At 61.4% G+C, this 22,248-nt stretch carries 20 protein-coding genes and 3 pseudogenes; 11 read left to right on the top strand and 12 right to left on the bottom strand.

The genetic code is table 11. From position 1 onward, the window contains the following. Positions 1-38 precede the first annotated feature (38 nt). From BDK61_RS08870 to BDK61_RS08860, 3 genes are all read right to left on the bottom strand, one after another. A complete protein-coding gene (locus BDK61_RS08870) occupies positions 39-725 on the bottom strand; it encodes a protein sorting system archaetidylserine synthase (RefSeq protein WP_121303920.1) in 687 nt (228 codons plus the stop codon). 72 nt (positions 726-797) lie between these two features. Next, complete coding sequence (locus BDK61_RS08865) at positions 798-1,490, bottom strand: metal-dependent hydrolase (protein ID WP_004961609.1); 693 nt, start codon at positions 1,488-1,490, stop codon at positions 798-800. A gap of 191 nt (positions 1,491-1,681) precedes the next feature. Beyond that, complete coding sequence (locus tag BDK61_RS08860; protein ID WP_004961612.1) at positions 1,682-1,978, bottom strand: hypothetical protein; 297 nt, start codon at positions 1,976-1,978, stop codon at positions 1,682-1,684. 143 nt (positions 1,979-2,121) lie between these two features. On the opposite strand from BDK61_RS08860, the pseudogene tnpC reads away from it, so the two are divergent. Beyond that, positions 2,122-3,595: pseudogene (gene tnpC / locus BDK61_RS08855) on the top strand (IS66 family transposase). Positions 3,596-3,602: 7 nt separating this feature from the next. Here tnpC and BDK61_RS08850 read toward each other — a convergent pair. Then, positions 3,603-4,103: pseudogene (locus tag BDK61_RS08850) on the bottom strand (DoxX family membrane protein); the annotation flags it as partial. A 221-nt stretch (positions 4,104-4,324) separates the two neighbouring features. Here BDK61_RS08850 and BDK61_RS08845 point away from each other — a divergent pair. After that, complete coding sequence (locus BDK61_RS08845) at positions 4,325-5,788, top strand: RtcB family protein (RefSeq protein WP_121303029.1); 1,464 nt, start codon at positions 4,325-4,327, stop codon at positions 5,786-5,788. A 55-nt stretch (positions 5,789-5,843) separates the two neighbouring features. Continuing rightward, the gene (locus BDK61_RS08840; protein WP_004961619.1) at positions 5,844-6,260 is read left to right on the top strand and encodes a universal stress protein; all 417 of its coding nucleotides are present in this window, start codon (positions 5,844-5,846) and stop codon (positions 6,258-6,260) included. A 15-nt stretch (positions 6,261-6,275) separates the two neighbouring features. Here BDK61_RS08840 and BDK61_RS08835 read toward each other — a convergent pair whose 3' ends face one another. Then, the gene (locus BDK61_RS08835) at positions 6,276-7,415 is read right to left on the bottom strand and encodes an acyl-CoA dehydrogenase family protein (RefSeq protein WP_007187813.1); all 1,140 of its coding nucleotides are present in this window, start codon (positions 7,413-7,415) and stop codon (positions 6,276-6,278) included. Positions 7,416-7,498: 83 nt separating this feature from the next. On the opposite strand from BDK61_RS08835, the gene BDK61_RS08830 reads away from it, so the two are divergent. Further along, on the top strand, positions 7,499-8,293 hold the full coding sequence (locus BDK61_RS08830; RefSeq protein ID WP_121303028.1) for an RIO1 family regulatory kinase/ATPase domain-containing protein: 795 nt from the start codon (positions 7,499-7,501) through the stop codon (positions 8,291-8,293). Positions 8,294-8,309: 16 nt separating this feature from the next. On the opposite strand, the gene BDK61_RS08825 is transcribed toward BDK61_RS08830, so the two are convergent. From BDK61_RS08825 to BDK61_RS08810, 4 genes are all read right to left on the bottom strand, one after another. Then, positions 8,310-9,218, bottom strand: a complete 909-nt coding sequence (locus tag BDK61_RS08825; protein WP_004961626.1) for a DMT family transporter — start codon at positions 9,216-9,218, stop codon at positions 8,310-8,312. Between the two features lie 144 nt (positions 9,219-9,362). After that, positions 9,363-9,848, bottom strand: a complete 486-nt coding sequence (locus tag BDK61_RS08820) for an SRPBCC family protein (protein WP_004961629.1) — start codon at positions 9,846-9,848, stop codon at positions 9,363-9,365. 63 nt (positions 9,849-9,911) lie between these two features. Beyond that, positions 9,912-11,168, bottom strand: coding sequence for a Glu/Leu/Phe/Val family dehydrogenase (locus tag BDK61_RS08815; protein ID WP_004961632.1), 1,257 nt, complete (start codon positions 11,166-11,168; stop codon positions 9,912-9,914). Between the two features lie 195 nt (positions 11,169-11,363). Then, positions 11,364-11,747, bottom strand: a complete 384-nt coding sequence (locus tag BDK61_RS08810) for a DUF5658 family protein (RefSeq protein ID WP_004961637.1) — start codon at positions 11,745-11,747, stop codon at positions 11,364-11,366. A gap of 235 nt (positions 11,748-11,982) precedes the next feature. Between BDK61_RS08810 and BDK61_RS08805 the strand changes: the two genes are divergently transcribed. The 3 genes and pseudogenes from BDK61_RS08805 to BDK61_RS08795 form a co-directional block, all read left to right on the top strand. After that, a complete protein-coding gene (locus BDK61_RS08805) occupies positions 11,983-13,293 on the top strand; it encodes a PKD domain-containing protein (protein ID WP_244209741.1) in 1,311 nt (436 codons plus the stop codon). Between the two features lie 41 nt (positions 13,294-13,334). Then, positions 13,335-14,186 carry an IS5-like element ISHma10 family transposase gene (locus tag BDK61_RS08800; RefSeq protein WP_121303027.1) on the top strand — a complete coding sequence of 284 codons (852 nt, stop codon included), beginning with the start codon at positions 13,335-13,337 and terminating at the stop codon, positions 14,184-14,186. A gap of 17 nt (positions 14,187-14,203) precedes the next feature. Then, positions 14,204-14,980: pseudogene (locus BDK61_RS08795) on the top strand (PKD domain-containing protein); the annotation flags it as partial. 18 nt (positions 14,981-14,998) lie between these two features. Here the strand turns inward: BDK61_RS08795 and BDK61_RS08790 are convergent. Then, positions 14,999-15,874: a class 1 fructose-bisphosphatase gene (locus BDK61_RS08790; RefSeq protein WP_004961643.1), complete on the bottom strand. Its 876-nt coding sequence runs from the start codon at positions 15,872-15,874 to the stop codon at positions 14,999-15,001. Positions 15,875-16,142: 268 nt separating this feature from the next. On the opposite strand from BDK61_RS08790, the gene BDK61_RS08785 reads away from it, so the two are divergent. After that, on the top strand, positions 16,143-17,000 hold the full coding sequence (locus BDK61_RS08785) for a 3-hydroxyacyl-CoA dehydrogenase family protein (protein ID WP_004961648.1): 858 nt from the start codon (positions 16,143-16,145) through the stop codon (positions 16,998-17,000). 105 nt (positions 17,001-17,105) lie between these two features. Continuing rightward, the gene (locus BDK61_RS08780) at positions 17,106-18,254 is read left to right on the top strand and encodes an acyl-CoA dehydrogenase (protein ID WP_007187807.1); all 1,149 of its coding nucleotides are present in this window, start codon (positions 17,106-17,108) and stop codon (positions 18,252-18,254) included. On the opposite strand, the gene BDK61_RS08775 is transcribed toward BDK61_RS08780, so the two are convergent. After that, positions 18,251-18,505 (bottom strand): hypothetical protein, encoded by a 255-nt coding sequence (locus tag BDK61_RS08775; protein WP_121303026.1) that lies wholly within the window; start codon positions 18,503-18,505, stop codon positions 18,251-18,253. The genes BDK61_RS08780 and BDK61_RS08775 overlap by 4 nt on opposite strands. Before the next feature lie 89 nt (positions 18,506-18,594). Then, positions 18,595-18,885, bottom strand: coding sequence for a PadR family transcriptional regulator (locus BDK61_RS08770; protein WP_121303025.1), 291 nt, complete (start codon positions 18,883-18,885; stop codon positions 18,595-18,597). 86 nt (positions 18,886-18,971) lie between these two features. Here BDK61_RS08770 and BDK61_RS08765 point away from each other — a divergent pair, with 86 nt between their 5' ends. Together BDK61_RS08765 and BDK61_RS08760 are read left to right on the top strand one after the other, a co-directional pair. Then, positions 18,972-19,259, top strand: a complete 288-nt coding sequence (locus BDK61_RS08765; protein ID WP_011223220.1) for a DUF7111 family protein — start codon at positions 18,972-18,974, stop codon at positions 19,257-19,259. A gap of 292 nt (positions 19,260-19,551) precedes the next feature. After that, on the top strand, positions 19,552-22,230 hold the full coding sequence (locus tag BDK61_RS08760; RefSeq protein ID WP_121303024.1) for an alkaline phosphatase PhoX: 2,679 nt from the start codon (positions 19,552-19,554) through the stop codon (positions 22,228-22,230). Positions 22,231-22,248: the final 18 nt, after the last annotated feature.

Raw genomic sequence — 22,248 nt, 5'->3', positions numbered from 1 at the left:
AGCCTGAGCGGAACTGAACGGCTGAAGCTGCTGGCGTCTTACTCTCCGGGGTAAAACCACGGGCCGAGCGCGAAAAACAGTAGCGCGATGGCGAGCATCGCCCGCGGGCCGGCCCGGAACAGCGCAGCCGGCGCGACGACGGCCACCGCCTGCACGACGCCCATCGGCACCGCGTGTTTGGGACCGGGTTTCGGATAGTCGAAGGGCGCGATCATCGCCAGTGAGAGACCGAGCGCGCCGACACTCAGGACGAGCGGGTTCGTGATGCCGCTCAGATACGCCGTCGCGATGATGATACTCCCGAGGGTGTTCGGCATGCCCGGCCGCTCATCGGGAGAATTGAAGTACGTCGAGTAGAAGGCGGTCCGGACGATGGAGCACACGACGTACGCGGAAGCGAGCAACGCGAGGCCGACGAACACGGCCGGGTGCGCGGACTCGATACCGCCGTAGGCGTCCGTCAACAGCACGTAGAGAAAGAGGCTCGGTGTCGCACCGAACGAAACCACGTCGGTCACGGAGTCAAGCAGCGGGCCGACCGCCGAACTGTCGCCGTTCCGGGCAACGATTCCGTCGATAGCGTCAGCGATAACCGCCAGCAGAATGAGCCGAGCGGCCAGATGGGGGTCAGTGAAGGCGATGGCTCCGGCGACGAACCCGACGACGGCGTTGAACAACGTCACCGTGTCGGCGACACTGAGTCGTCGGCGTACCTCGAAGCCCATGGTTCCCCGGTTGGCCACGGCGTATATGAAGGACTCGAAAGCGAACGCTCCACAGTGCCGACCGGCAGCCCATCACTCCTCCGGGAGGTCGTGGCCGATGCGCAGACGGATGGCGGTGGCGAGCGTCCCGACGACGAGGACGACCAGTTCCCAGCCGCTCCGGGCGATTGGGAACACACGGTCGACAGTCTCGGGTTCCGGCTGGCCCGGATTGGGGTCGATACCGGTACTCATCTGCACCTCGCTGGAGTTGCCCATCGACTGCGTGGTCGAGCCACCGCTCCCGCCCGTACCGGTGCCACCGGCTGTCTGAGCGCGCGGCTCGGGTAGCTCGACGAACGTCTGGACGATACCGCGCTGGCTCGACAGCTCCAGATGGCCGCTGAGCTGATAGAACTGGTCGTACAGCGGCCAGAAGAGGTTCGCACCGCCAGTAATCAAGTCCAGCAGTACGTGACCCACCGCATACACCACAACACAGAACCAGCTGACTCGAACACCGTACGCCCCCCAGCGGCGCTTAATATACGATTTGTCGCGCAGGTACAGGTCGGCTCCGATGAGGAGCGCCAGCACCGCCGGGATGACGAGGTTCGTCGTCGCGGCTCGGTGACCGGCCTGCCAGTAGAGACCGAGGAACGCGTCTACATCGGGAAACGTGACGACGAGTATCGACAGGAGCAACGACCGCTTATCGAATGCAGCACCCAGCAGCGTTGCGGCGAGTAACCCAACAAAAGCGTAGTGGACCACCAGCGAAGGCATATAATAATCACTACCACCACAGAAATGAGCGTTGTGGTGGGCTCTATCAGAATTAGAAACTACCCCACTTGATTAATATAGACACAGTAAATACATTGTTAGTGGGGAATCGGTGGGGTGGAACGGCACCCACTATCATTTCTGTAGATAAGAGCGACACGTCGGGTCAAAACAGCGAAAACGAGGACTGCTCAGTCTGCCGTGATTTCTTGCTGTGTCGTGGCCGTCTCAGTCTTCATTGGGGCGACGAGCCTGTAGACCCCGTACAGGGCCAAGACTAGGAGGCCGGCCAAGACCAGCCCGGTCCGGAGCGTCGGATCGACCATCGGGGTCGCGATGATCTCGCCCGCGTCGTTCGTCAGCGGTGCCGCGCTGTAGGGCTTACCCGCCAGTATCTCCACGATGCCGAGGACAACGACTCCCAGCAGCATCAGTCCGCCGCTGAGTGCCATCGCCGCTTTGTCGATGACGGTGGTGTGTTGTTGCATTGGTGGTCACCTCCTTAGCCGAGCAGGTACCTGAGTTTCGGGTGTCGGCATCGGTTTACCCCCAGAACGATTTCGGTACTCTCTCGTAGATTGCCCCTGACCTGCCAGTAGGTCAATGCAGGCGACAAAGGCGATTGTGAGGGATGGTCTCTCTGACAGAGACCATCCCGTGTCGTCTGCTTTGGGGAGTGCAGTCGCGTGACTTCCTCAGATGACAGCGTTGAGGTTTCGCGTGAGGAACTTCTTGCGCTCAAAAATCGTGTTGAGAAGCTTGAACAGGAGAATCAACACCTCCGCGAAGAGAACAAGCGGCTCAGAGCCAAACTTCGCTGGCACGAAGGACCGCACACCCCCTCCAGTCAGAAACAATCTGACTCTGAGGAGTCGTCCTCGTCTTCATCCGACGAGGACGACGAAGAACCTCGTACTGACGGCGGGACACCGGGTCGAAAATCCGGCCATAATCCCGAGTGGCGGTCTGCACCCGATCCAGATGAGGTGGTCGAAGTCACGTGTGACTGTTGCCCTGACTGTGGTGAGCAGTTCGATGAGTCGGAGGGCGTCAGCCCGCGACTCGTCGAAGAGATTCCTGATCCGCAGCCTGTGGAAGCTACCCAGTACAACCGCCATTACTACGAGTGCGACTCGTGCGGAACCGAGACGGTGGCATCACACCCCGACTGCCCCGATGAGGGGCAGTTCGGGGTGAACGTCATCGCGCAGGCGGCTCTTTCCCGGTACGATCACCGGCTTCCCTACCGAAAGATCGCTGATCGTTTCAACCAACTCCACGGATTGGACCTTTCGGGCGCGTCCGCGTGGCATGCGACCGAGCGCGCAGCGCGCGCCGGTCGCTCGGAGTACGAGCAGATACGTAGACAGATTCAACAGGCCGACGTGGTCAACGTTGATGAAACGGGAATCAAGCGCGACGGAGACCAAGCGTGGCTCTGGACGTTCCGAACGGACAAGCACACGCTGTACGCCGTCCGGGAAAGTCGTGGCCACGATGTTCCTGCGGAAGTCCTCGGGGAGGACTTCGCAGGAACGATTATCTGTGACGGGTGGACAGCGTACCCAGCTTTCAGCAAGAAACTCCAGCGGTGTTGGGCGCACATTCTCCGGGAGGCCGAGGATGCTGCCGAACAGCAGGAAGAAGGCGAACCGATCTACCGAGCGCTCACACAGTTGTATGCCGCTCTCCAGACTCAGCTGGAGAGCGACTTGACACTGCGCGAGCGGGCAGAATTACAGCGTGTCGCGCGGAGAGAACTCGAATCGTTGATTGAGCGGTCGGTCCCCGACGGACCAGTGGCAACACTACTCGGGAAGATCGAAGGAGGCCTCGACCACTGGCTCACCTTCGTCGGTGAGCCAGCGGTCTCGCCGACGAACAACGCTGCGGAAAACGCGCTACGTGAACCAGTCGTTCTTCGGAAAATCATCGGGACACTCCGGAACGACCGCGGAATGTTCGTCCACGAAACCCTCTTCTCCCTGCTGGCAACGTGGAGCCAGCAGGGACGCAATCCCTATGAGGAACTCAAGCGAGTCGTTCGGGACAACGAGATGATCTCACGAGCTCGCGCTGTACCGGTCGTTGAATCCACAGGGTAAACACATACGGGTGTCGTTTGACCAGTTTGGTCTTCTCGATGATCGCGTCGAGGCCGTAGTAGCGACCGGTGGCCAGCACGATCATCGTCATGAACAGCAGCAGGCCCATGAAGTCGCTGTTGACCAGCCCGTGGCCGAACTCCGCGTTGCCGATCCAGAACAGGGACATGAAGAAGGCCCCGAACACGGAGGCGAGCCTGACTAGCGCGCCGACCATCAGTCCCAGCCCGATGAGCGTCTCGCCCAGCGGAACCATCGCCTGAATGAGCCAGCCCAAGTGTTCGCCCATCAGCACGGGGATCGGACCGAGTGCCGTGCCAGTCATCTGCTTGAGATACATCGGCCCGTAGCTGTAGGCCAGCCCGTCTTCGATGAGCTTCGTTACGCCTGCGTGGAAGAACCACCAGCCGGTTACGACACGCAGGAACGCCAGCCAGTATGCGGTCCAGGCCCCGCCGAGCTCGAGCTCGAAGTCGTCTGCCAGGGGGTTCGCCGCTTGATAGGACATCTGTGTCACCTCACATATGGAGTTCCGCACCACGGTGGCATATAAGGGAGAGGGTGTTCCCACAGAGTGAAACCCATCTCAGCGGCTGAGAAGGCAGATTTCAGCGGTTGGGTGTATCGGGCCCTGTTCGGCTGTGGGTTTTAGGAGCTTTCGCGGGGATGAGAGCCACCCACGGGCCACCGTGAGGTTCAAACCCTCCATGCAACTACGGTACGACACCAATGGTACTCGAACTGACGGGCGAACACACCACAGCACGGGTGATGGTCAACGACGAATCGCTCGTCGAGAGCGGGTGTCGGGAGCAGATCGAGACGCTCATCGACCATCCGGCGTTCACTGAGCCGGTTCGAATCATGCCGGACACGCACTGGGGGGCCGGCGCACCTATCGGCTTTACGATGCCGTTGAGCGAGCGCGTCGTGCCGAACATCGTCGGCGTCGACGTGGGGTGTGGAATGGCCGCGACGAACCTTGGCCCGCAACTCCCGCTAGAAGACGCTGAGCGCGAGCGACGCGTCCGCGAGGCGGTCCCGATGGGGCGGTCGGTCCACGACTACGACGATGCGGTCCACTTCGTCGAAGCGTTCCCGTTCGAGCGGGCCAACCGCATCTTCGAGCAGTTCGACACGGCCTACGCCGAGCGGTTCGGCGAACACATCGACCCCGTCGAGTTCGACTTCAACGGCTACGACGGAGAGTACTTCGAGTCGCTGTGTGACCGCGTTCTGGCTGACCAGCGCCAGGGCATGGGGTACATCATCAAGAGCGCGGGGACGCTGGGCGGCGGGAACCACTTCGTCGAGTTCGGCCAGGCCCGCGAGTCGGGTGACTACTGGCTGGTCATCCACAGCGGTTCCCGGTATCTAGGTAAGTCCGTCGCCGAGTACTGGCAGTCGACAGCGACGGACCGCCGAACAATCGGCGAGATCCGCGACCAGCTTCCCGAAGAGTACGTCGAGTACCTGAAATTCGACCCCGATACAGTCGAATCCCGCGACCTCTACGCCTGGGTCACTGGCGGGATGGGCGAATCCTACATCCGGAAGGACCGCCTCCGCCGCGAACTGGACGGCAAGGAAATCGAGGACGCCTTCGACGCCTTAGGACAGGTTCAGGACGCCATCCACAGCAGCGACGACGAGGACCGCAACACGGACTTAGACTGGCTGGAGGGTCGCGAGGCCCACGGCTACCTCGTCGATATGCTGTTCGCCCAGCAGTACGCCCGCTGGAACCGCGAACTGATGAGCGATGCCGTCTGTGACGCCCTTGGCGTCGACCCCGTCGACCGCTTCCAGTCGATTCACAATTACATCGACTTCCGTGACCTCACTATTCGCAAGGGAGCGACGCCCGCTCGCGACGGACAGCGGTTGCTGGTCCCGTTCAACATGGCCGACGGGTCGATTATCGCACGCGGGAAGGGCAACGACGAGTACCACCAGACAGCGCCACACGGTGCGGGCCGTGTGATGAGCCGCCGGCAGGCCCACAGCGAGGTCGATATGGACGAGTTCGCCGAAGCGATGGACGGTATCTACTCGGAGTCCGTCATCAAAGGCGTCCGGGACGAAGCGCCGATGGCGTACAAGGACGCCGACGCGATACTCTCGGCTATCCAGCCCACTGCCGAGGTCGTCGAGTACGTCGACGCCGTCCATAATCTGAAGGCAACTGAGTGAGCGAACCTGTTGGTCTGGCAGAAAGTGATTAGGACACGAAGGCCCTGTCTCCGGTATGACCATTCTTGTGGCTATCGCCAACGATTCGGTCTCGCCGGCAGTCATTGATACGGCAGTTCGACTCGCCGACGGACTCGACGAGGAACTGTACGTCGTCCACCTCGTCGACGAGAACACCGCTGATGGCACAGCCATGCAACTCCGGGACGAGATGCGCGACCGGTTCCGCGACGCCACCGTCGTGGCGACGGTCGCTATCGAACACGTCGGCCGGTCAGCAATGCGGTCGGGCACGCGGATCGGCAACGAACTGCTCGAACTCGCGGCTGACGTGGATGTGCATCACATCGTCATGGGCCACGAGCCGAAGGGGCTGGCCGGCAGACTCCGGGAAGGCGACGCCGCAGTCGCTGTCATCGACGCCGCCGATGTGCCCGTTACTATCGTCCCCGAAGGTCCCGTCGACGCGTGAACGCCGTGCGGCGTATCACAGGCCCAGCTCCCGGCCGAGCACCATCCGCTGTATCTCGCTCGTTCCCTCGCCGATTTCCATGAGCTTCGCGTCCCGGTAGAACCGCTGCGGGGCGAAATCCGTCGTGTAGCCGTAGCCGCCAAGCACCTGAACGGCGTCTTCGGCGACCTCGCGACAGATTTCGCTGGCGTCGAGTTTCGCTAGCGACGACAGACGCGTCACGTCTTCGCCCTGGTCGTACATCGTCGCAGCCTTGTGGGTCAGCAGGCGAGCGCGCTCGATTTTGCGGTCCATCTCGACGATCTTGTCCCGGACGGCATCGAACTTCGAGATAGGACGGTCGAACTGTTCTCGTTCGGTGGCGTAGGACTTCGCGGCCTCAAACGCCCCCTGTGCGAGCCCCGTCGAGAGCGCAGCAATGGAGATGCGGCCGCCGTTGAGCGTCTTCAGGGTCTGTGCCCAGCCGTCGCCTTCCTCGCCGAGCAGTCGGTCCGCGGGAACCCGGCAGTCGTCGAACTGGAGTTCGCAAGTCGGCGAGGCGTTCAGCCCCATTTTGTCCCACTCGGTCGTCACGTCCCAGCCGTCGTCTTCGGGAGCGACGATGAATGTCGAGATGCCATCGTAGCCGGCCTCGGGGTCGGTGACGGCCTTGACCAGCACTGACCCGGCGACAGAAGCGTTCGTGATGAACTGCTTGGTCCCGTTGATGACGTACTCGTCGCCGTCACGCTCGGCCATGGTCTCCATGTCGCTGGCGTCGCTTCCGCTGCCCGGCTCTGTCAGCGCCCAGCCGCCGAGCTGGTCCCCAGAGGCGAGTGGTGTGAGCCAGCGCTCTTTCTGGGCATCCGTGCCGAACAGCTCTATCGGCTTGGCCCCAAGAGAAGTATGGGCCACGTACGAGAGCCCGATGCTTCCGGAAACGCGCCCGAGTTCCTCGGCGACGAGCGCATACATCAGCGTATCGCCGCCCAGCCCGCCCCATTCCTCGCTGATCGGCACCCCCATCACGTCCAGCTCGCCGAGTTCCTCGAATATCTCTGCCGGAAACCGGTGCTCGTCCTCGATGTCCTGCGCTATCGGCTGAATCTCGTTTTCACAGAACGTGCGGACCGAGTCCCGTATCATCCGGTGTTCGCCGGGAACGTCGAACTCCATACCGAGCCTATGTGTTGTGTTATTAAATACCTCGCGGGGGCAGACACAAGCTATTTGACCGCCCACGGCGTTTCTTAGAGGGAATGGCGTTCCGGCGACTCCTCCGTGGAACAGTCCCCTGGGAGCAACTGGAAGGTGTGGTGCGAGCGGTGATAGGGCGGTACGACGAGCCCGCGGCTCGCGTGGCGTTTCTGGAGGCGGACAACTGGCTCTCGACCCCGCTGGTCGTCAACGACCAGTGGTTCGTGAAAGTCATCACGGGGCAGAACTCGCTGGTCCACACGCTGCTGACCGCCGGCCGCAACATCGGCGCGTTCTCGTCGGGCACCGAGGGCTTTTTTGAGCACTTCGGGACGCCCTACGAGATGGCGGAACACGAACTGGCGGCGACCCGGCGGATGCGGGAGATCGGCGTTAACGCTCCCGAACCAATTGAGGCCTTCGAGTACGACGGAATGGGGGTTCTGGTGCTGGAGTATATTCCCGACTTCGAACCGCTGGACGACCTTCCGGCCCAGACCGTCGAGCGACACAGTCCAACGGTGTTTGACTTCCTCAACCGGATGCACAAGGACGGCCTCGCACACGGCGATTTCCGCTGTGAGAACGTGCTCGTGGCCCACGGTGACCTGTACTTCATCGACGCCACGAGCGTCCGCGAGGCGGCTATCAGGGATGCTCGCGCCTACGACGTGGCCTGTGCGCTTGGCGCGCTGGAGCCGCTCATCGGTGCACCGGCTGCTGTCTCCGCTGCCGCACAGTATTACGATACGTCTGAATTGTTGGCTGCCGAGGAGTTCCTCGATTTCGTCAACATTCGCCCGGACCACGACTTCGCTGCCGCCGAAATCCGCGGAGCCGTCGAAAAACACGCGTAGGCCGTCCGGAACAGTTTCAGTCCGCTGGCGCTGCTCCGACCGACCGGCTTCTAGCAACAACGCCGATACCGACGAGCACGACGGCGCCGCCGGCGACGGTCGACGGACCAGGTATTTCCGCGAGCAACAGCAGCGCCAGCAGCGCGCTCCCGACCGGTTCACCGAGCAGTGAGACACTGACCATACTGGATTCGACGTGTGCCAGCGCCCAGTTGAGGACGGTGTGGCCGAATACGCCGGGGCCAACGGCCATCGCGAAGAACAGTGCCCACTCCCGGGGCGGGTAGCCTGTCACAGGGTGGCCCGACGCGACGACGAAGACGAGCAGGCAGACCGCGGCGACACCGTAGACGACGGTCACGTAGGGGATAAGGGGGAACCGCTGGCGGAGCGAGCGTCCGGCGAGCACGTAGCCGGCGGCCATGACACCACCGACGAGAGCCAAGGCGTTGCCGTACAGTGGACGCTGGCCGACAGTCCCGCTTCCGAGCAGTTCGCCGACAGACATCACGATGATACCGCCGATAGCGACCAGAATGCCCGCCGTCGTGCCACGCGTGACACGCTCGTCCAGTAGCGCCCACGCGCCGATGGCGACGAACAGCGGCTGGCACTGGACCAGCGTGACCGACGCCGCAACACTCGTCCACGCCAGGCTCTCGAACCACGCGGCGAAGTGCACTGCGAGCGCGACGCCCGTCGCCCCGGCCGCCAGTACGTCCCGTCGAGCGAGTCGCCCGAACGCCGACCGATGCCGACCCAGCGCCAGCGGGGCCAGCAGCGCGGTCGTCAACAGGACACGGTAGAATGCCGCTACCGACGCCGCAGCGTCGGTCCAGCGGACGAGAATCGCGCTCGTACTGACCGCAAGGACTGCGATGACCAGCCCGATTCGCGGGTCGATTCGCGGCTCGGTCACGTCCACTCCGCTCCGCTGTGGCGCGGAGACATCACGACCACACCAGTTATCGTAACGACACGTCCACTCATCCTGTGGCAGTATCCGACACGGGGATAAAGAAACACCGGATACCATAGTTGGGACCGTGCCGTCTGCGGGCAGGCCAAGTTACCCTTCGAGTAGTTTCTTCGTCTGCTGATGGCGATACCGGAACATCGGTTCCATCCCGAGACAGCCGAAGGGGCCAAGGGCCCGGCCGAGCGGTCCGCCTGGCAGTTCAAACTCGACGTGGTCGTGGACGAGCGTCTCCCTGTCGCTCAACGCTCGGAAGGTGTGCGTATGCTCCCAGTGGGGAAAGGGCCCTTCCTCCATCACGTCGCGGAACATCGCTTCGTCCTCGCCTTCTTCCCGAGCAACGATGTTCGAGACCCACTGCTGGCGCGGCGGCACGCCAAAGGGCTTGATCGAGGATTCGACGACCGACCCGGCGGTTAGTTCGTCGGGGTTCGGCTCGCCATCCGGTCCCCGCTCCGCCTCGATGCGGATGTTCATCCAGTCGGGGGTCAGTGCGACCAGCCCGTCGCCTGTCGCGTGGAATTTCCAGACTTCTGCTAGCGGGGCTTCGACGCGAACCTGGCGCTCGTAAATGTCCATACACACAGTAGGGGAAGCGCTGGCAAAACACCCGCGGTAGCCGCGACTGATTCCGGGACGCGGTCAGGGCCAGATGCCGCCTTCCTCGGCCGCAGCGACGACGCGCTGGATAGCGACGACGTACATCGCCGTCCGGAAGTTCGGCGCGCCGGTCTCCTCGTAAGTCTCGACGAGGTCGTCAAACGCGTTCGTAATGATGGTCTCCAGTTCGTCGTTGACCCGCTCTTCGGACCAGTAGAACCGCTGGCGGTTCTGGACCCATTCGAAGTACGACACCGTGACGCCGCCGGCGTTGGCGAGGATATCAGGGAACACGGCCACGTCGCGCTCCGTGAATACGTCGTCCGCGTTCGGTGTCAGCGGGCCGTTGGCCGCCTCCACGACGATGTCGGCCTGTACATCCCGAGCGAGGTCGCCGTCGATAGCGTTTTCGAGTGCCGCCGGAACAAGCAGGTCCACGTCCATCGTTAGCAGCTCTTCGTTGGTCAGTTCCTCCGTCGCGCCCTCGTAGCCGGCTAGCGACCCGGTCTCGCTCTTGAACGCCTTCGCGTCGCGTGCGCCGAGCCCGTCGGGATTGTAGACGGCACCTGAGGAGTCCGATACGGCGACGATGTTCGCGCCCAGATCCTCGATGAGTTTCGCCGCCACGGAGCCGGCGTTCCCGTAGCCTTGGACAGCCACCGTCGCGTCCTCGATGTCCTTGCCAAGATAGTCGAACGCCTCGCGGGCCGTGAGCATCACGGACCGGCCAGTTGCTTCGACGCGGCCCGCACTGCCACCCGACTCCGGAGCCTTGCCGGTGATGACGCCGGGTTCGGTGGTGTTCTCCAGCGTCTCGTAGGTGTCCTTAATCCAGTTCATTTCCCGCTGGCCGGTGTTGACATCGGGCGCGGGGATGTCCCGGTCCTCGCCGATGATTTGCCGGAGTTCTTTCGCGAACGACCGCGTTATCCGCTCGATTTCGCTGGCCGAGTACTGGCGCGGGTCGATCTCGATACCGCCTTTCCCGCCGCCGTAGGGGATGTTGACCGCAGCGCACTTGTACACCATCCAGCCAGACAGCGCCTTGACCTCATCGCGTGTGACCTGTGGATGGTACCGGATCCCGCCCTTGTACGGTCCCCTGTCACCGTTGAACTGTGACCGGTAGGCCCGAAACACCTCGACGGAGCCGTCGTCCATCTCTACGGAGAGGTTCGTCTCCAGCACTCGCTCGGGGTGTTTCAGCCGTTCGAGCACGTCGGTCGAATATTCGAGATAGTCCGACGCGTCGTCGATCTGCTCCTGTAAACTCTCAAATGGGTTTACCTCAGGCGACATACGGCTAATATCTCAGACTGTGGGGAAAAGGGTACCGCCGTCCATGGGATTTTCCAGATAACAGTTACCCACGACGGAACCAGTCGGTCAGACGGAATGTCTGTGACTGAATCGCCCACGGCTACACGATACGTGCAGGATACTGGTCCAGCGAACGAACAGGTAACGTCGGAGGACAGCGCAATCCCAGAGCGGCTACAGGCTAACCAAGAGGGCCGCGTTGATCACGACGGCCGCCACCCACGGGAGCGCCAGCCCGAGCGGCACGACGACACCACGTTGGTCGCTCAGCAACTGGCGGGTCAGCCCTGCCAGCCCGAGAACGCCGATCTTCGTCAGGCCAAGAACGGCAATTCCAAACGTCTCTATCGCGGCCCGCATCACGGGGTTTCCTTCGTGGAGACCGTGCTGGAGGCCGATGTGTGTCAGCCACACGTCGACGATGAGCGTCACGGCGACGACAAACCATAGTTCTCGCTCGACGGCCGCAAGTTCGTCGAGCAGAGCGCTACACCACCCGTCGATGGTCCCTATCAGGACCGTTCGGTCCGTTGTGAACACGTCACCCTCCGCAACCACGCCCCCACGTGGTCTGTTATCCCGTTTTCACCCACCGTATTAAATACACACTGTTTACCACTGAAAGGGAGGGAGTAGGGGCTGTATACTCCCGACGACTACGATCCCAAGGGGTTGACCGTCGACAACACGTTCGATGTCCCAGTGCATATCATCGTAGCTACCCCACGCGTGATTATCACCTCTCATAATGGTGGCATACCATTGATATTGGGTGCCTGAATAGCTAGATACTATGAGTGCCATCGGTCATTCCCGAGTCACGCCTTTGATACCCGGGAGTCCGCGCCGATGGCTCCCGCTTCTGGTTTTGCTTCTCGCGGTCCCGCTTCTCATGCCGATTGCGACAGACACCGTTGTAGCCGAAGACACTGAACCACCAGAATGGGGCAACGCGACGCGGAGCGACGACACGACCATCGAGGTCACTCTGTATGACGACGAGTCGATAGCCACGAACACGATTCAAGCAGACGATTTTACACTGACTGCGGGTCGGGTAGAGAACGTCTCTGTCACGTCGATCAGTGCAGCGAAGGGGAATAAAAGTGGGGCGCGTGTGTCGCTCGCCCTCGAAAGCAAGGTAGACAAAAACAATGTCTCAATCAGCCTCCGCAATACTGCGAACATCACCGATACGGCAGGCAACGAACTCCCGGATGAGACAGTCACCGCAACCGGAATGGATGCTGTCGTACCGAAGTACAGGGATTTCAATGTCACGCGGGTCAACAGTTCGACCGCCGAAATCACCGTTGAGACACATGAACGATTAGATCAACTACGCGTCTCCATCGGCGGGGCATCGCTTGACACGCTCAATATCTCAGCCTTCACTGAACGTACCGGCAACTCAGCCGTCTACACCCGGGAATACACGTTCCCTGAAGAAGGTGAGTACTCACTGTTGCTGATGTCGGTGACCGACAGGCACGGGAACAACAACTCCTTTTCCCGACAGCAGACGTTCCTCTATGATGGGACTGGACCGAACGTCACCGTTACTGGTCCGAGAAACGCGACAGTTGGCGAACCGGTGGCGTTCTCTGCAGCGGAAACGACAGACGGCCAGGGTGTTGAGTCTATCCAGTGGCAGGTGGGTGATGACACGATCCTGAGCGGCGAGAACATCACCGTGGCATTCGCCTCGCCTGGCAGTCACGAGGTTGCAGTGACGGCTACCGATCCATTTGGGAACACGGAAACAGTGACCAGAGTCGTGTCTGTGACGGGGAATGGAACCGTTGGGAACGTGACCGTGCAGCAACCGAATGCGACTGTCGCAAGTGTCTCGGTGAATGGGACTGGGCAGTCACAGGTGATCCAGCCCCGAGTGGGTGCACTCACCAGCGGCCCGAACGGAACACTGGAACGACTCACGGCGTCGTTCCCGTCCAACGAATCTGCGACGCTCACCATCCGCTCTCGCCAGCCTCCGCCGTCGTTCGCGACTGCGACTGGCCACACTGGTATCAGCCGGTTTGCTCTCGACAATGGCGCAGTTCCAACTGCGGATGTGCTGGTTAGGTTTACTGGGCTCAATTGAATCCACAGACGGCGCCGGGATAGGTCGTTAGAATCACGGGTATGAAGCGGGAGAGTAATGTTATGCACAACACCCTCTTCCGCTTCGTGAAGCAAGTGGCTTCGCTCGCTCAAAAGCTTACTGACGCTGCGCTGATGGAACTGAGTGATCCAGCCGGCAACGGGTTTGCCGGCTGGAAGCACGCAGTCTTGCTCTATCTGCGCGAACACATGAGCGCGGAGTACGAGGAAATCATCGACTGGGCCGAAGAGATGGAACGTGTTCGAGCGGTATTGAATCTTCAACGCGGGGAGTTTCCCGCGCCTTCGACGCTGTGTAAGGCGTTCAAACGGGCATCGATGACTGTCTGGCGACAGCTGCTCCGCCGGTCGGCGGAGCTGCTGGACCAGAATGGTCACGCCGCAATTGATGCCACCTACTTCGACCGTCAGCAGGCATCGTCTCACTACTTGCGACGGATTGATCGTTCCGCCAAAACGATCCAGACGACGTTTCTCGTAGATACAGCTGAGGGAGCAATTCTTGACTTACACTGCAGCACGAAGTGGCCTGACGAAACCAAGATCGGCCCGAAGGTCGCCCTGCGGAACGCGGGCGACCTTCGAAGCTTGGCCGCTGACAAAGGCTATGATGACATGAGCTTCCGTGAGGAGCTTCGAAACGCCGGGATTCGTCCGCTGATAAAGCACCGTGTTTTCGCTCCTTACGATCACGCACACAACGCCCGAATAGACGACGAGCTCTATGGTCAGCGATCACAGACCGAGTCCGTCAACTCCTCAATCAAGCGCTCGCACGGCTCCGCCGTCCGAGCGCGTGACTGGTTCCGCCAGTTCCGGGAGATAACGCTCATAGCCGGCGTTTACAACGTGGAGCAGGCAATTGAACGCTGAAACGCCGAAATTCGCCGGATTCAATTGAGCCGTTTACTGTGAACCGCGACACACTTGCGGCGGTCGACGCGGAGCCCGGAGCTGTGACACTGTTCCGGAACAGCAACGGATGGACGCCGTTACCGACTGAAGTCGCCGACCGGACCGAATCGCACATCGTGTACCGGGCTACATCACCGAGTCTCTCAACGTTTGTTGTCGGAGTCGAGCGGGTGACAGCAGCAGACGCGGATTCGGAGACAGCGACGACAAATGAGACGGCAACGTCTGAAGCCGCGGCAAACGGGACATCGACATCTGAATCCGAGACGACTGAGACATCGACGCCTGAACCCGAGACACAAACAGAGACCGCCGGAGAACCAGATATCGTGGTCACGAACGCCACGGCTGCTCCGTCGACGCTCAGTCCCGGCGACCGGACCGTCATCACTGTCGATCTGGAAAACCGGGGCACTGCAAGCGGCGACCACAACGTAATCGTCGCGCTCAACACCTCGATACTGACAACGCGGACGGTCACCGTCCCTGCTGGCGAGACGCGAACGACGGAGTTTGCCCGCTCCGTTCCGGAAAACAGGACCGGCGAGCTAACGGTCGACGGGCAGCGCGTCGGGAACGTGACGGGTGACAGCGGTGGTCTCCCGATTCCAGCGCTCCCGTCGATCGGCGTTCCGAACCCGCTCTCGCTGTGGCCTGACGGCATCGTCGGAACCGTCCTCGGTGGGCTACTGGGCGTCGCTGTCGGGCTGTACGGCGTTCTCAAAGCGCTGGCGATCTATCTCGGCTACTAAATGACAGAAGCCGGGTCGTCAGTCGATATTCGCTTCGAGACGGTCGATCAGGTCGTCGTTCCCGAGATACAGCGGCGTCCGCTCGTGTAGCTCGTCGGGTTCGATCTCAAGTAACGACTGGTCGCCGTCGGAGGACCGACCGCCGGCTGACTCAAGGATGTAGGCCATCGGGTGGCCCTCGAACTGGACCCGGAGTTTCCCCTCGGGGCGTGATTCAAGTGCGGGGTACGAGAAGATGCCGCCGTAGGTGAGTACCTGATTGATGTCCGCGACCATCGCCCCGCCGTAGCGGAGTTTCAGTTCGTGACGGACCGCCTCGGCGTAGGATTCGAACTCGTCGGTCCAAGAGTCGACGCCGCCGCCAAACCCGAATACGGTGGGGTCTTCAGGGACCGTCACGTCGTCGTCGACGACCCGCTTGTCGCCGTCTTCAAGGATATACTCGCGGACGCTGCCGTCCCGAGCAACGACCATCGAGGTGATCGGACCGTAGATGACGAACCCGGCGGCGAGGAGATTGGTACCGACAGTCGGTGGCTGTTCGCTGTAGATGCCGAAAATCGTCCCCATCCCGCTGTTGGGTTCGAGGTTGCTCGACCCGTCGAGGGGGTCCATCGCGACATGCAGGCGACCGTCTGTCGTTTTCACGTCCGCGCGTTCCTCGCTAGCGTAGGAGGCAACGCCGTCGATGCCCAGCACCCGCTGTTCGAACAGTTCGTCGGCGCGCAGGTCAGCCGCGAGCTGGTCGTCGCCAGTGGGGTTGACGGAGTTGCTCTGGCCACGGTAGTCGGCAACAGCGCGGCGGACGTCCGGTGTCGTCGCGACGATGGTGTCGATGACTTCCGTGACTGTCTGCTCGGCTTCGGTGGTCGAAATGTCGAGTGACTTACTCATTTGTCAGGTGTAAGGGCAGAGACTGGCCATTCGGGGACCAGTCGAATTTTCTCCGAGCCTGCTGCCCGCAGGGTTTCTCATCACCAGTTGGTTCTCCGGCACACCATAAGTATCTTTTTGCTGACATTTACTACATTTCGAGTGAATATTCAGCCGCGGGGCAGTGCTTGCCGCTAAGCCTGTGACAGATTCTCTCGGTATAATTCCAGTCCTATGACAGTCCGATACCGTCGGCAGACTTACACGACCACCCGACGAAGACGCCGGTATGCATCTCGAAAAAGTAGACACCGTCGGCGTCGTCGGGGCTGGAACGATGGGCAACGGCATCGCGCAGGTCGCGGCGACGGCCGGCTACAACGTCGTCATGCGCGATATGACAGATGAACTGGTTGCCGCCGGGTTTGAGGAGATTCAGTCGAGCTTTGAGACACTCGTTGCGCGGGATACAGTGACAGAACAAGAGGCAGAAGCGGCAACAGCCCGCATCACTGGAACTACCGAGATGGACGACCTCGCGGATGCCGACCTCGTCGTTGAGGCCGTGACGGAAGACATGGATATCAAGCAGTCTGTATTCGAGGATCTCGATGCCGTCTGTGGGCCGGACACAGTGCTAGCCAGCAACACGAGCACGCTCTCGATTACGACTATCGCTAGTGTTACCGATCGACCCGAACAGGTCCTCGGATTGCACTTCATGAATCCCGTACCGGTCATGAAAGGCGTCGAGCTTGTCGTTGGCGAGAAAACCAGTGACGAGACGGTGACGCTGGGGCGGGAGTTCGCCCACGACATCGGCAAGGAAACCTGGGAGGCCGACGACAAGCCCGGCTTCGTGGTGAACCGTGTGCTGATGCCCTGGATCAACGAAGGCGTTCGCGCGTACGACGAGGGTGTCGCCGACAAGGCCGACATCGACCGTGGGCTGACTCTCGGGACGAACGTCCCGATGGGCCCGCTCGAACTGGCCGACCACATCGGTCTTGATGTGGTTCTCGACGCCTCTGAAACGCTGTATGAAGAGCTGGGAGACCGCTACAAGCCCGCATACCTGCTCAAACGGAAAGTCGCGGCCGGCGACCTCGGGAAGAAGTCCGGGCAGGGCTTCTACGATTATGACTGACCACTTTGCGGTGACAAACGCCGACAGTAGCAGGCCGAATACGATACCCGGCAACGGGCCGCGCGTTGGCCAACAGTAAAGACCCAACCCGCGTTAGAATCTGTCATGGACTTTAGCCCCACACAGGAACAACGCCAGATACAGGACATGGTCGCGGAGTTCGTCGACGACGAGGTCAAGCCGCGGGCAGCGGAGATCGACGAAACCGACGAGTTCCCGTGGGACCTCGTTGACGAGATGGCCGACCTCGGCCTGATGGGGATGCCGATTCCGGAGGAGTACGGCGGGGCCGAACTAGACTATCACAGCTACGCCATGGCCCTCGAAGAGATTTCGCGGGGAAGCGGCGGGCTCGGCACAATCGTCGCCGCACACATCTCGCTGGCCTGCAACATGATCTACGAGTTCGGCAACGAGGCCCAGAAGGAGACCTACCTCACGCCGCTGGCAGCGGGTGAGGAAATCGGCGCGTTCGCCCTCTCCGAAGCGGGCGCAGGCAGTGACGTACCGGCGATGGACACCACCGCCGAACCGGTTGACGGCGGTGACGCCTATCTGGTCAACGGCGGCAAGCTCTGGATTTCCAACGGCTCCGTCGCCGACACTGTTGTCCTGTTCGCCAAGACCGACCCAGAGGCCGGCAACAAGGGCATCTCCTCGTTCATCGTCCGTCCCGAGGAGGACGACGGCTTCATCGTCGAAGGGACCGAGCACAAACTCGGCGATAAGGGCTGTCCGACCGCCGAACTCCGCTTCGACGAGATGCGTATCCCCGCCGACCGGATGCTCGGAGAGGAAGGCCGCGGATTCGTCCACGCGCTCAAGACGCTCAATGGTGGACGCATCACCATTGCGGCCCGCGGTGTCGGCATCGCTCAGGCGGCGCTGGACGAGGCGCTACAATACGCCCAGGACCGCGAGCAGTTCGACCAGCCAATCAGCGACTTTCAGGCCATCCAGCACAAACTCGCCGACATGGACACGAAGACGCAGGCCGCTCGCCTGCTGATGCACCAGGCAGCCGATAAGAAGATGGCCGGCGAATCCTTTGTCAAGGAGGCTGCTCAGGCCAAACTGTACGCCTCAGAGGTGTCCCGGGAAGTGGCGAACGAGGGCATTCAGGTCCACGGCGGCTACGGCTACACGAAAGACTTCCCGGCCGAGCGGTTCTACCGCGACGCCAAACTCAACGAGATTTACGAAGGGACCAGCGAGGTCCTCCGCAACACGATTGCCAGCGAACTTCTCGATTAGGGAAGCGAGAGGAGCGCTTCGACGATCACCGCACGCGTGAAGTAAAACGGCTTTCCGTCCGCACGGTAGCAGTTCGCACTGATTGTTCCGAGCGCGAGGAGTACCGCCACGCCGACGGTCCCGGCGAGCATCCCGACAATTTCCGACGGCTGAACAGCTGTGCGTGCGAAGACATACGTTGCGACGCTGGCGAGCGCTGCGAACGGGAGGGCGTCCAGACCAGCCAGAAGGAGCGCGCGGGACAGGGACATACCTGTGTGCTGTGGGACAGCTCACAAAAGAATATCCCATCCACCAGTGCCGGCGAACGAAATGCAGCAGGTGTCGACGGTCAGCGGCGTCAGCCGTCTTCGTTGAGCGCCTCACGCATCCACTCGAACTGGGCTCGAAGTCGTCGCTTGCCGGCGTCGGTCAGCGAGTACTTGTCGGCGATGCCGTCCTCGCGGTGTTTGACGAACCCGGCCGACTCTAGGGCGTCAAGCGCACCGTAGAAGCTCTTCGGTTCGATCCGTGTGTCATACCGGCGTTCGAGCCGTGTCTTCAGCCGCTGGCCGGAGAGTTCCCCGTCTTCGGCGGCGGCCAGCAGGACACACATATCGCGTCGGCGACCACTCTGGAGCCACTTCGACATAGGCGTTCGTGGCGGGCCGTCCGCTTCGCGTTTATGATTTCGAACGGACCGTCAGGTTCGCATGCCCCCGGTTCATAGTACCGCTGATGACCGATTCCGAACTCCCCGTCGAGGCGTCGGCCGACGGCATCACGGCCACGTACCGAGAGACCGACGAGGAACGGCTACTGATATTCGAGAGCAACGGCGGGAGCGCTGCGGTCGCACAGAACATCGAGGGGTACGCGATGCTGAAGGTCCGACCGACCGCTGACGGCGACGAACTGGAGCGGTACTATGGCTTCGACATGGCGCTTGACCACGCGGCGGAACTGCTCGGTGTGTCCCCGAACGTGCTTCCGGTCCCCGACCCGGCCGCCGACATGGGGATGTAGCCGTTCGTCCCGCGCTCCACGGCGACGACCTGTTTAATTTTCAACCTGACATATCGTGGTATGGGGGTAGTGTCAGCTCCCCGTAGCACTTACTGGTAAGTAGGTGGGCTCCAACAGGTCCCTGAGCGGATGTTGTCAGAGCTATTCAGTACGTATTCCGCAAAAATAGTACTATTTCTTATACATCTGGAAAATTAGCAGTACGTGTGTATCCGATGTACCAAGACCTCTCTTAATACATCATACAAATATTATAAACTTGCTTTAATAATCACTGCTACCTCTCACTCGCATGGTCGATTTCACTCGACGGCAGGTACTTTCACAGTCGGTGGCTGCTGCACTTGGGGCCAGCGTCATCGGCGTGGCAAGTGGGGAAGAGGTCGAAGAAACAGACACACCCGGGGCACCGAGCGTCGCCGGAAGTCTCAAACGCTTCTCGACGACGGCGTTCGGCGCAGAGGTGACGGGACCGTTCGTCTTCGAGGACGGGTCACTGCTGTACAGCCTCCAGCACCCGGAAGGAGAGAACCCCGAACCGTTCGGACGGGCCGCGGTGGGCTATTTCAGTGGCTTCAATTTCGAGTTCGACGGGAGTAACGACGATTTCTCGGAGGTGGGAATTCCGGACACCGAGGAGAAACAGCGTCAGGTCCGGTCCGCGGCCGGTGACTACGAGGTCCTTATTCAGGGCCGCGAAGAGATTCAGGGCGGCGAGGAGCGCCTCGGTGTCCCACAGACACCCGACGGCGTCGACCTTATTGCGCTCAATGGAAGCAGTGGTGGCTATGGGCAAAATCCGGACTGCAACCAGTTCGTCGCAACAGACGACGAGGGCACCGAAGGATATTTGTTCACAAACTGGGAGAACTACCCCGGTTGCATCTCGCGAGTCCCGATAAGTCAGGATGAGAGTGGTGAGTGGAGTGCCGATGTCGGTTCGGACATGACACTCAACGTCGTCAACACTGAGTCGTTCCGCGATATCGGCGGGACGTGGGTCAACTGCTACGGTGACCTCAGCCCGTGGGAGACGATGATTTCCGCCGAGGAGAACTACAGCCACCCGCGCGTCTCATACACGCACACAGTGGGCGACATCGTGGAGTCCGGCACCGGTGTCGGAAAAATCGGTGGCTGTCAGTTCTGGAACCGTCCGAATCCGTCGGAGATCGGGGAGGCACTCGGTGACTACGTTGAGGCCGGTGACATTGAGGAAGAGTTCACTATTCAGGGCTACTGGTCTCAGGCCGGTGTCGAGAAGGCGGCGTACTACCTCGGTGCGGACACGGTCGACCAGACTGAGGACGGGAACGATATGACGCTAATCGATGACGTCTACCCGAACCCGTACCGCTACGGGTACTTCGTCGACATCCGGGAACCGGCTGCCGAGACGCCGAGTCCGATGAAGTACTACGTCATGGGTCGGGCCGCCTGGGAAGCACCCGATATCCAAGGCGACCAGCGGACTGTCTACGGCTGTTCGGACGGCGATAGCAAGGGCATCTACAAGTTCGTCGCCGACGAGCCAATTCCGGAGTACGACAACACCGACGACATCGCAGGCACGCTGTACGCGCCAAAGATTACCAACGACGCGGCCAACGCCGCCGAAGCCGGTCAACGTAACTCTCCCGCACAGACTCCGCTGGAAATCGAATGGATGGAGCTCGGTCACGCCACGAACGGCGAGGCTGCCGAGTGGATCGCGGAGTACGACGACGTCACGCAGGCCGACTACATCACGGAGCACACCGAATACAGTGTGGACGAAATCGGGACGGACGTCTCGGTGTCCGACGCGGTCAGAGAAGCCGACCTTACAGTCCTCCAGAGCGCAAGCGGCAATCAGAGTTACATCACGAACGAGGACATCGTCGAGTGGGCCGAACAGTACGAGGCCAACGGTCCCGACGGCGTCGACGAAGAACTCCGTCGCGTTCCGTTCCTTGAGACCCGCGCAGCCGCCAAGGAGATCGGTGCGACCATCGAGTTCAACAAGGCCGAGGGTGTCGACACCGTGGATAACTCACAGCCCGGCGATTTCATCTACTTCGGCATTTCGGAGTTCAACGACGACCTCGCAAACGACGAGGGCGACATCCAGATGGACCGCGTCGACGGCGGCGTCGTCTATCGCGGTGTGCTGGAATCGGATTACAACGTCTCGACGCTCGAACCGGTCATCACCGGCCCCGACTTCACCGACGAGCCAGAAGACGCAAACGACGCACTCCGGAACATCGACAACGTCTACACGATGCGTGATGGTCGCGTCCTCTGCTGTGAGGACGGCTTCGGCGGCCCCGCGCGCTCGTACCCGAACGACGGGCTCTATGTCTACCAGCCGACCGTCACCGTCAGCGCCAACTCCGCCGCGGTCGGGAGTGGGTCGACGGGTACCGTCTCGCTGACTGCCTCGTCGCTCCCTGCTGGCTTCTCCGGCGCTCGGCTCACCGTCAGCGTCTCGAACCCCGAAATCGCGTCTATCACCGGCGTCTCATTCCCCGACGCACTCGGACTCACCGAGAGTTCCGTCAGCGATGACGGCTCGTCGGCGACGATTCGCGTGGCCGATGTCAACACGAACGTCCAGTCCGGCGCGAGGGATGTGTCGCTCGCAACGCTCGATGTCCGCGCCAACGGCGGCGGCACGACCGACCTGACTGTCTCCATCGAGCAGATGGATGACGAAAACGGGAACGCCATCGAGGCAGAAGCTCGAAACGGCATCGTTGTGGGTGGCCCGCAGACGGTCGTCGGCGACGCCGCGCCGACCGACCCCGACGGCGACGGTCACTTCGAGGACCTCAACGGCAACGGCCGTCTCGACTACGAGGATGTGCAGGTGCTGTTCTCGAATATGGACTCCGACAGCGTGCAGCTGAACACCGGCGCGTACGACTTCAATGAGAACGGCAAACTCGACTTCGCGGATGTGACGGCGCTCTACGAAGAGGTCAACTGACGGCCGCAACCGACCCCC

It is taken from the genome of Haloarcula quadrata (assembly GCF_003634715.1).
GTDB lineage: Archaea > Halobacteriota > Halobacteria > Halobacteriales > Haloarculaceae > Haloarcula > Haloarcula marismortui.
The sequence above is the reverse complement of the archived record's forward strand: the minus strand, read 5'-3'. Positions and strand labels throughout refer to the sequence as shown.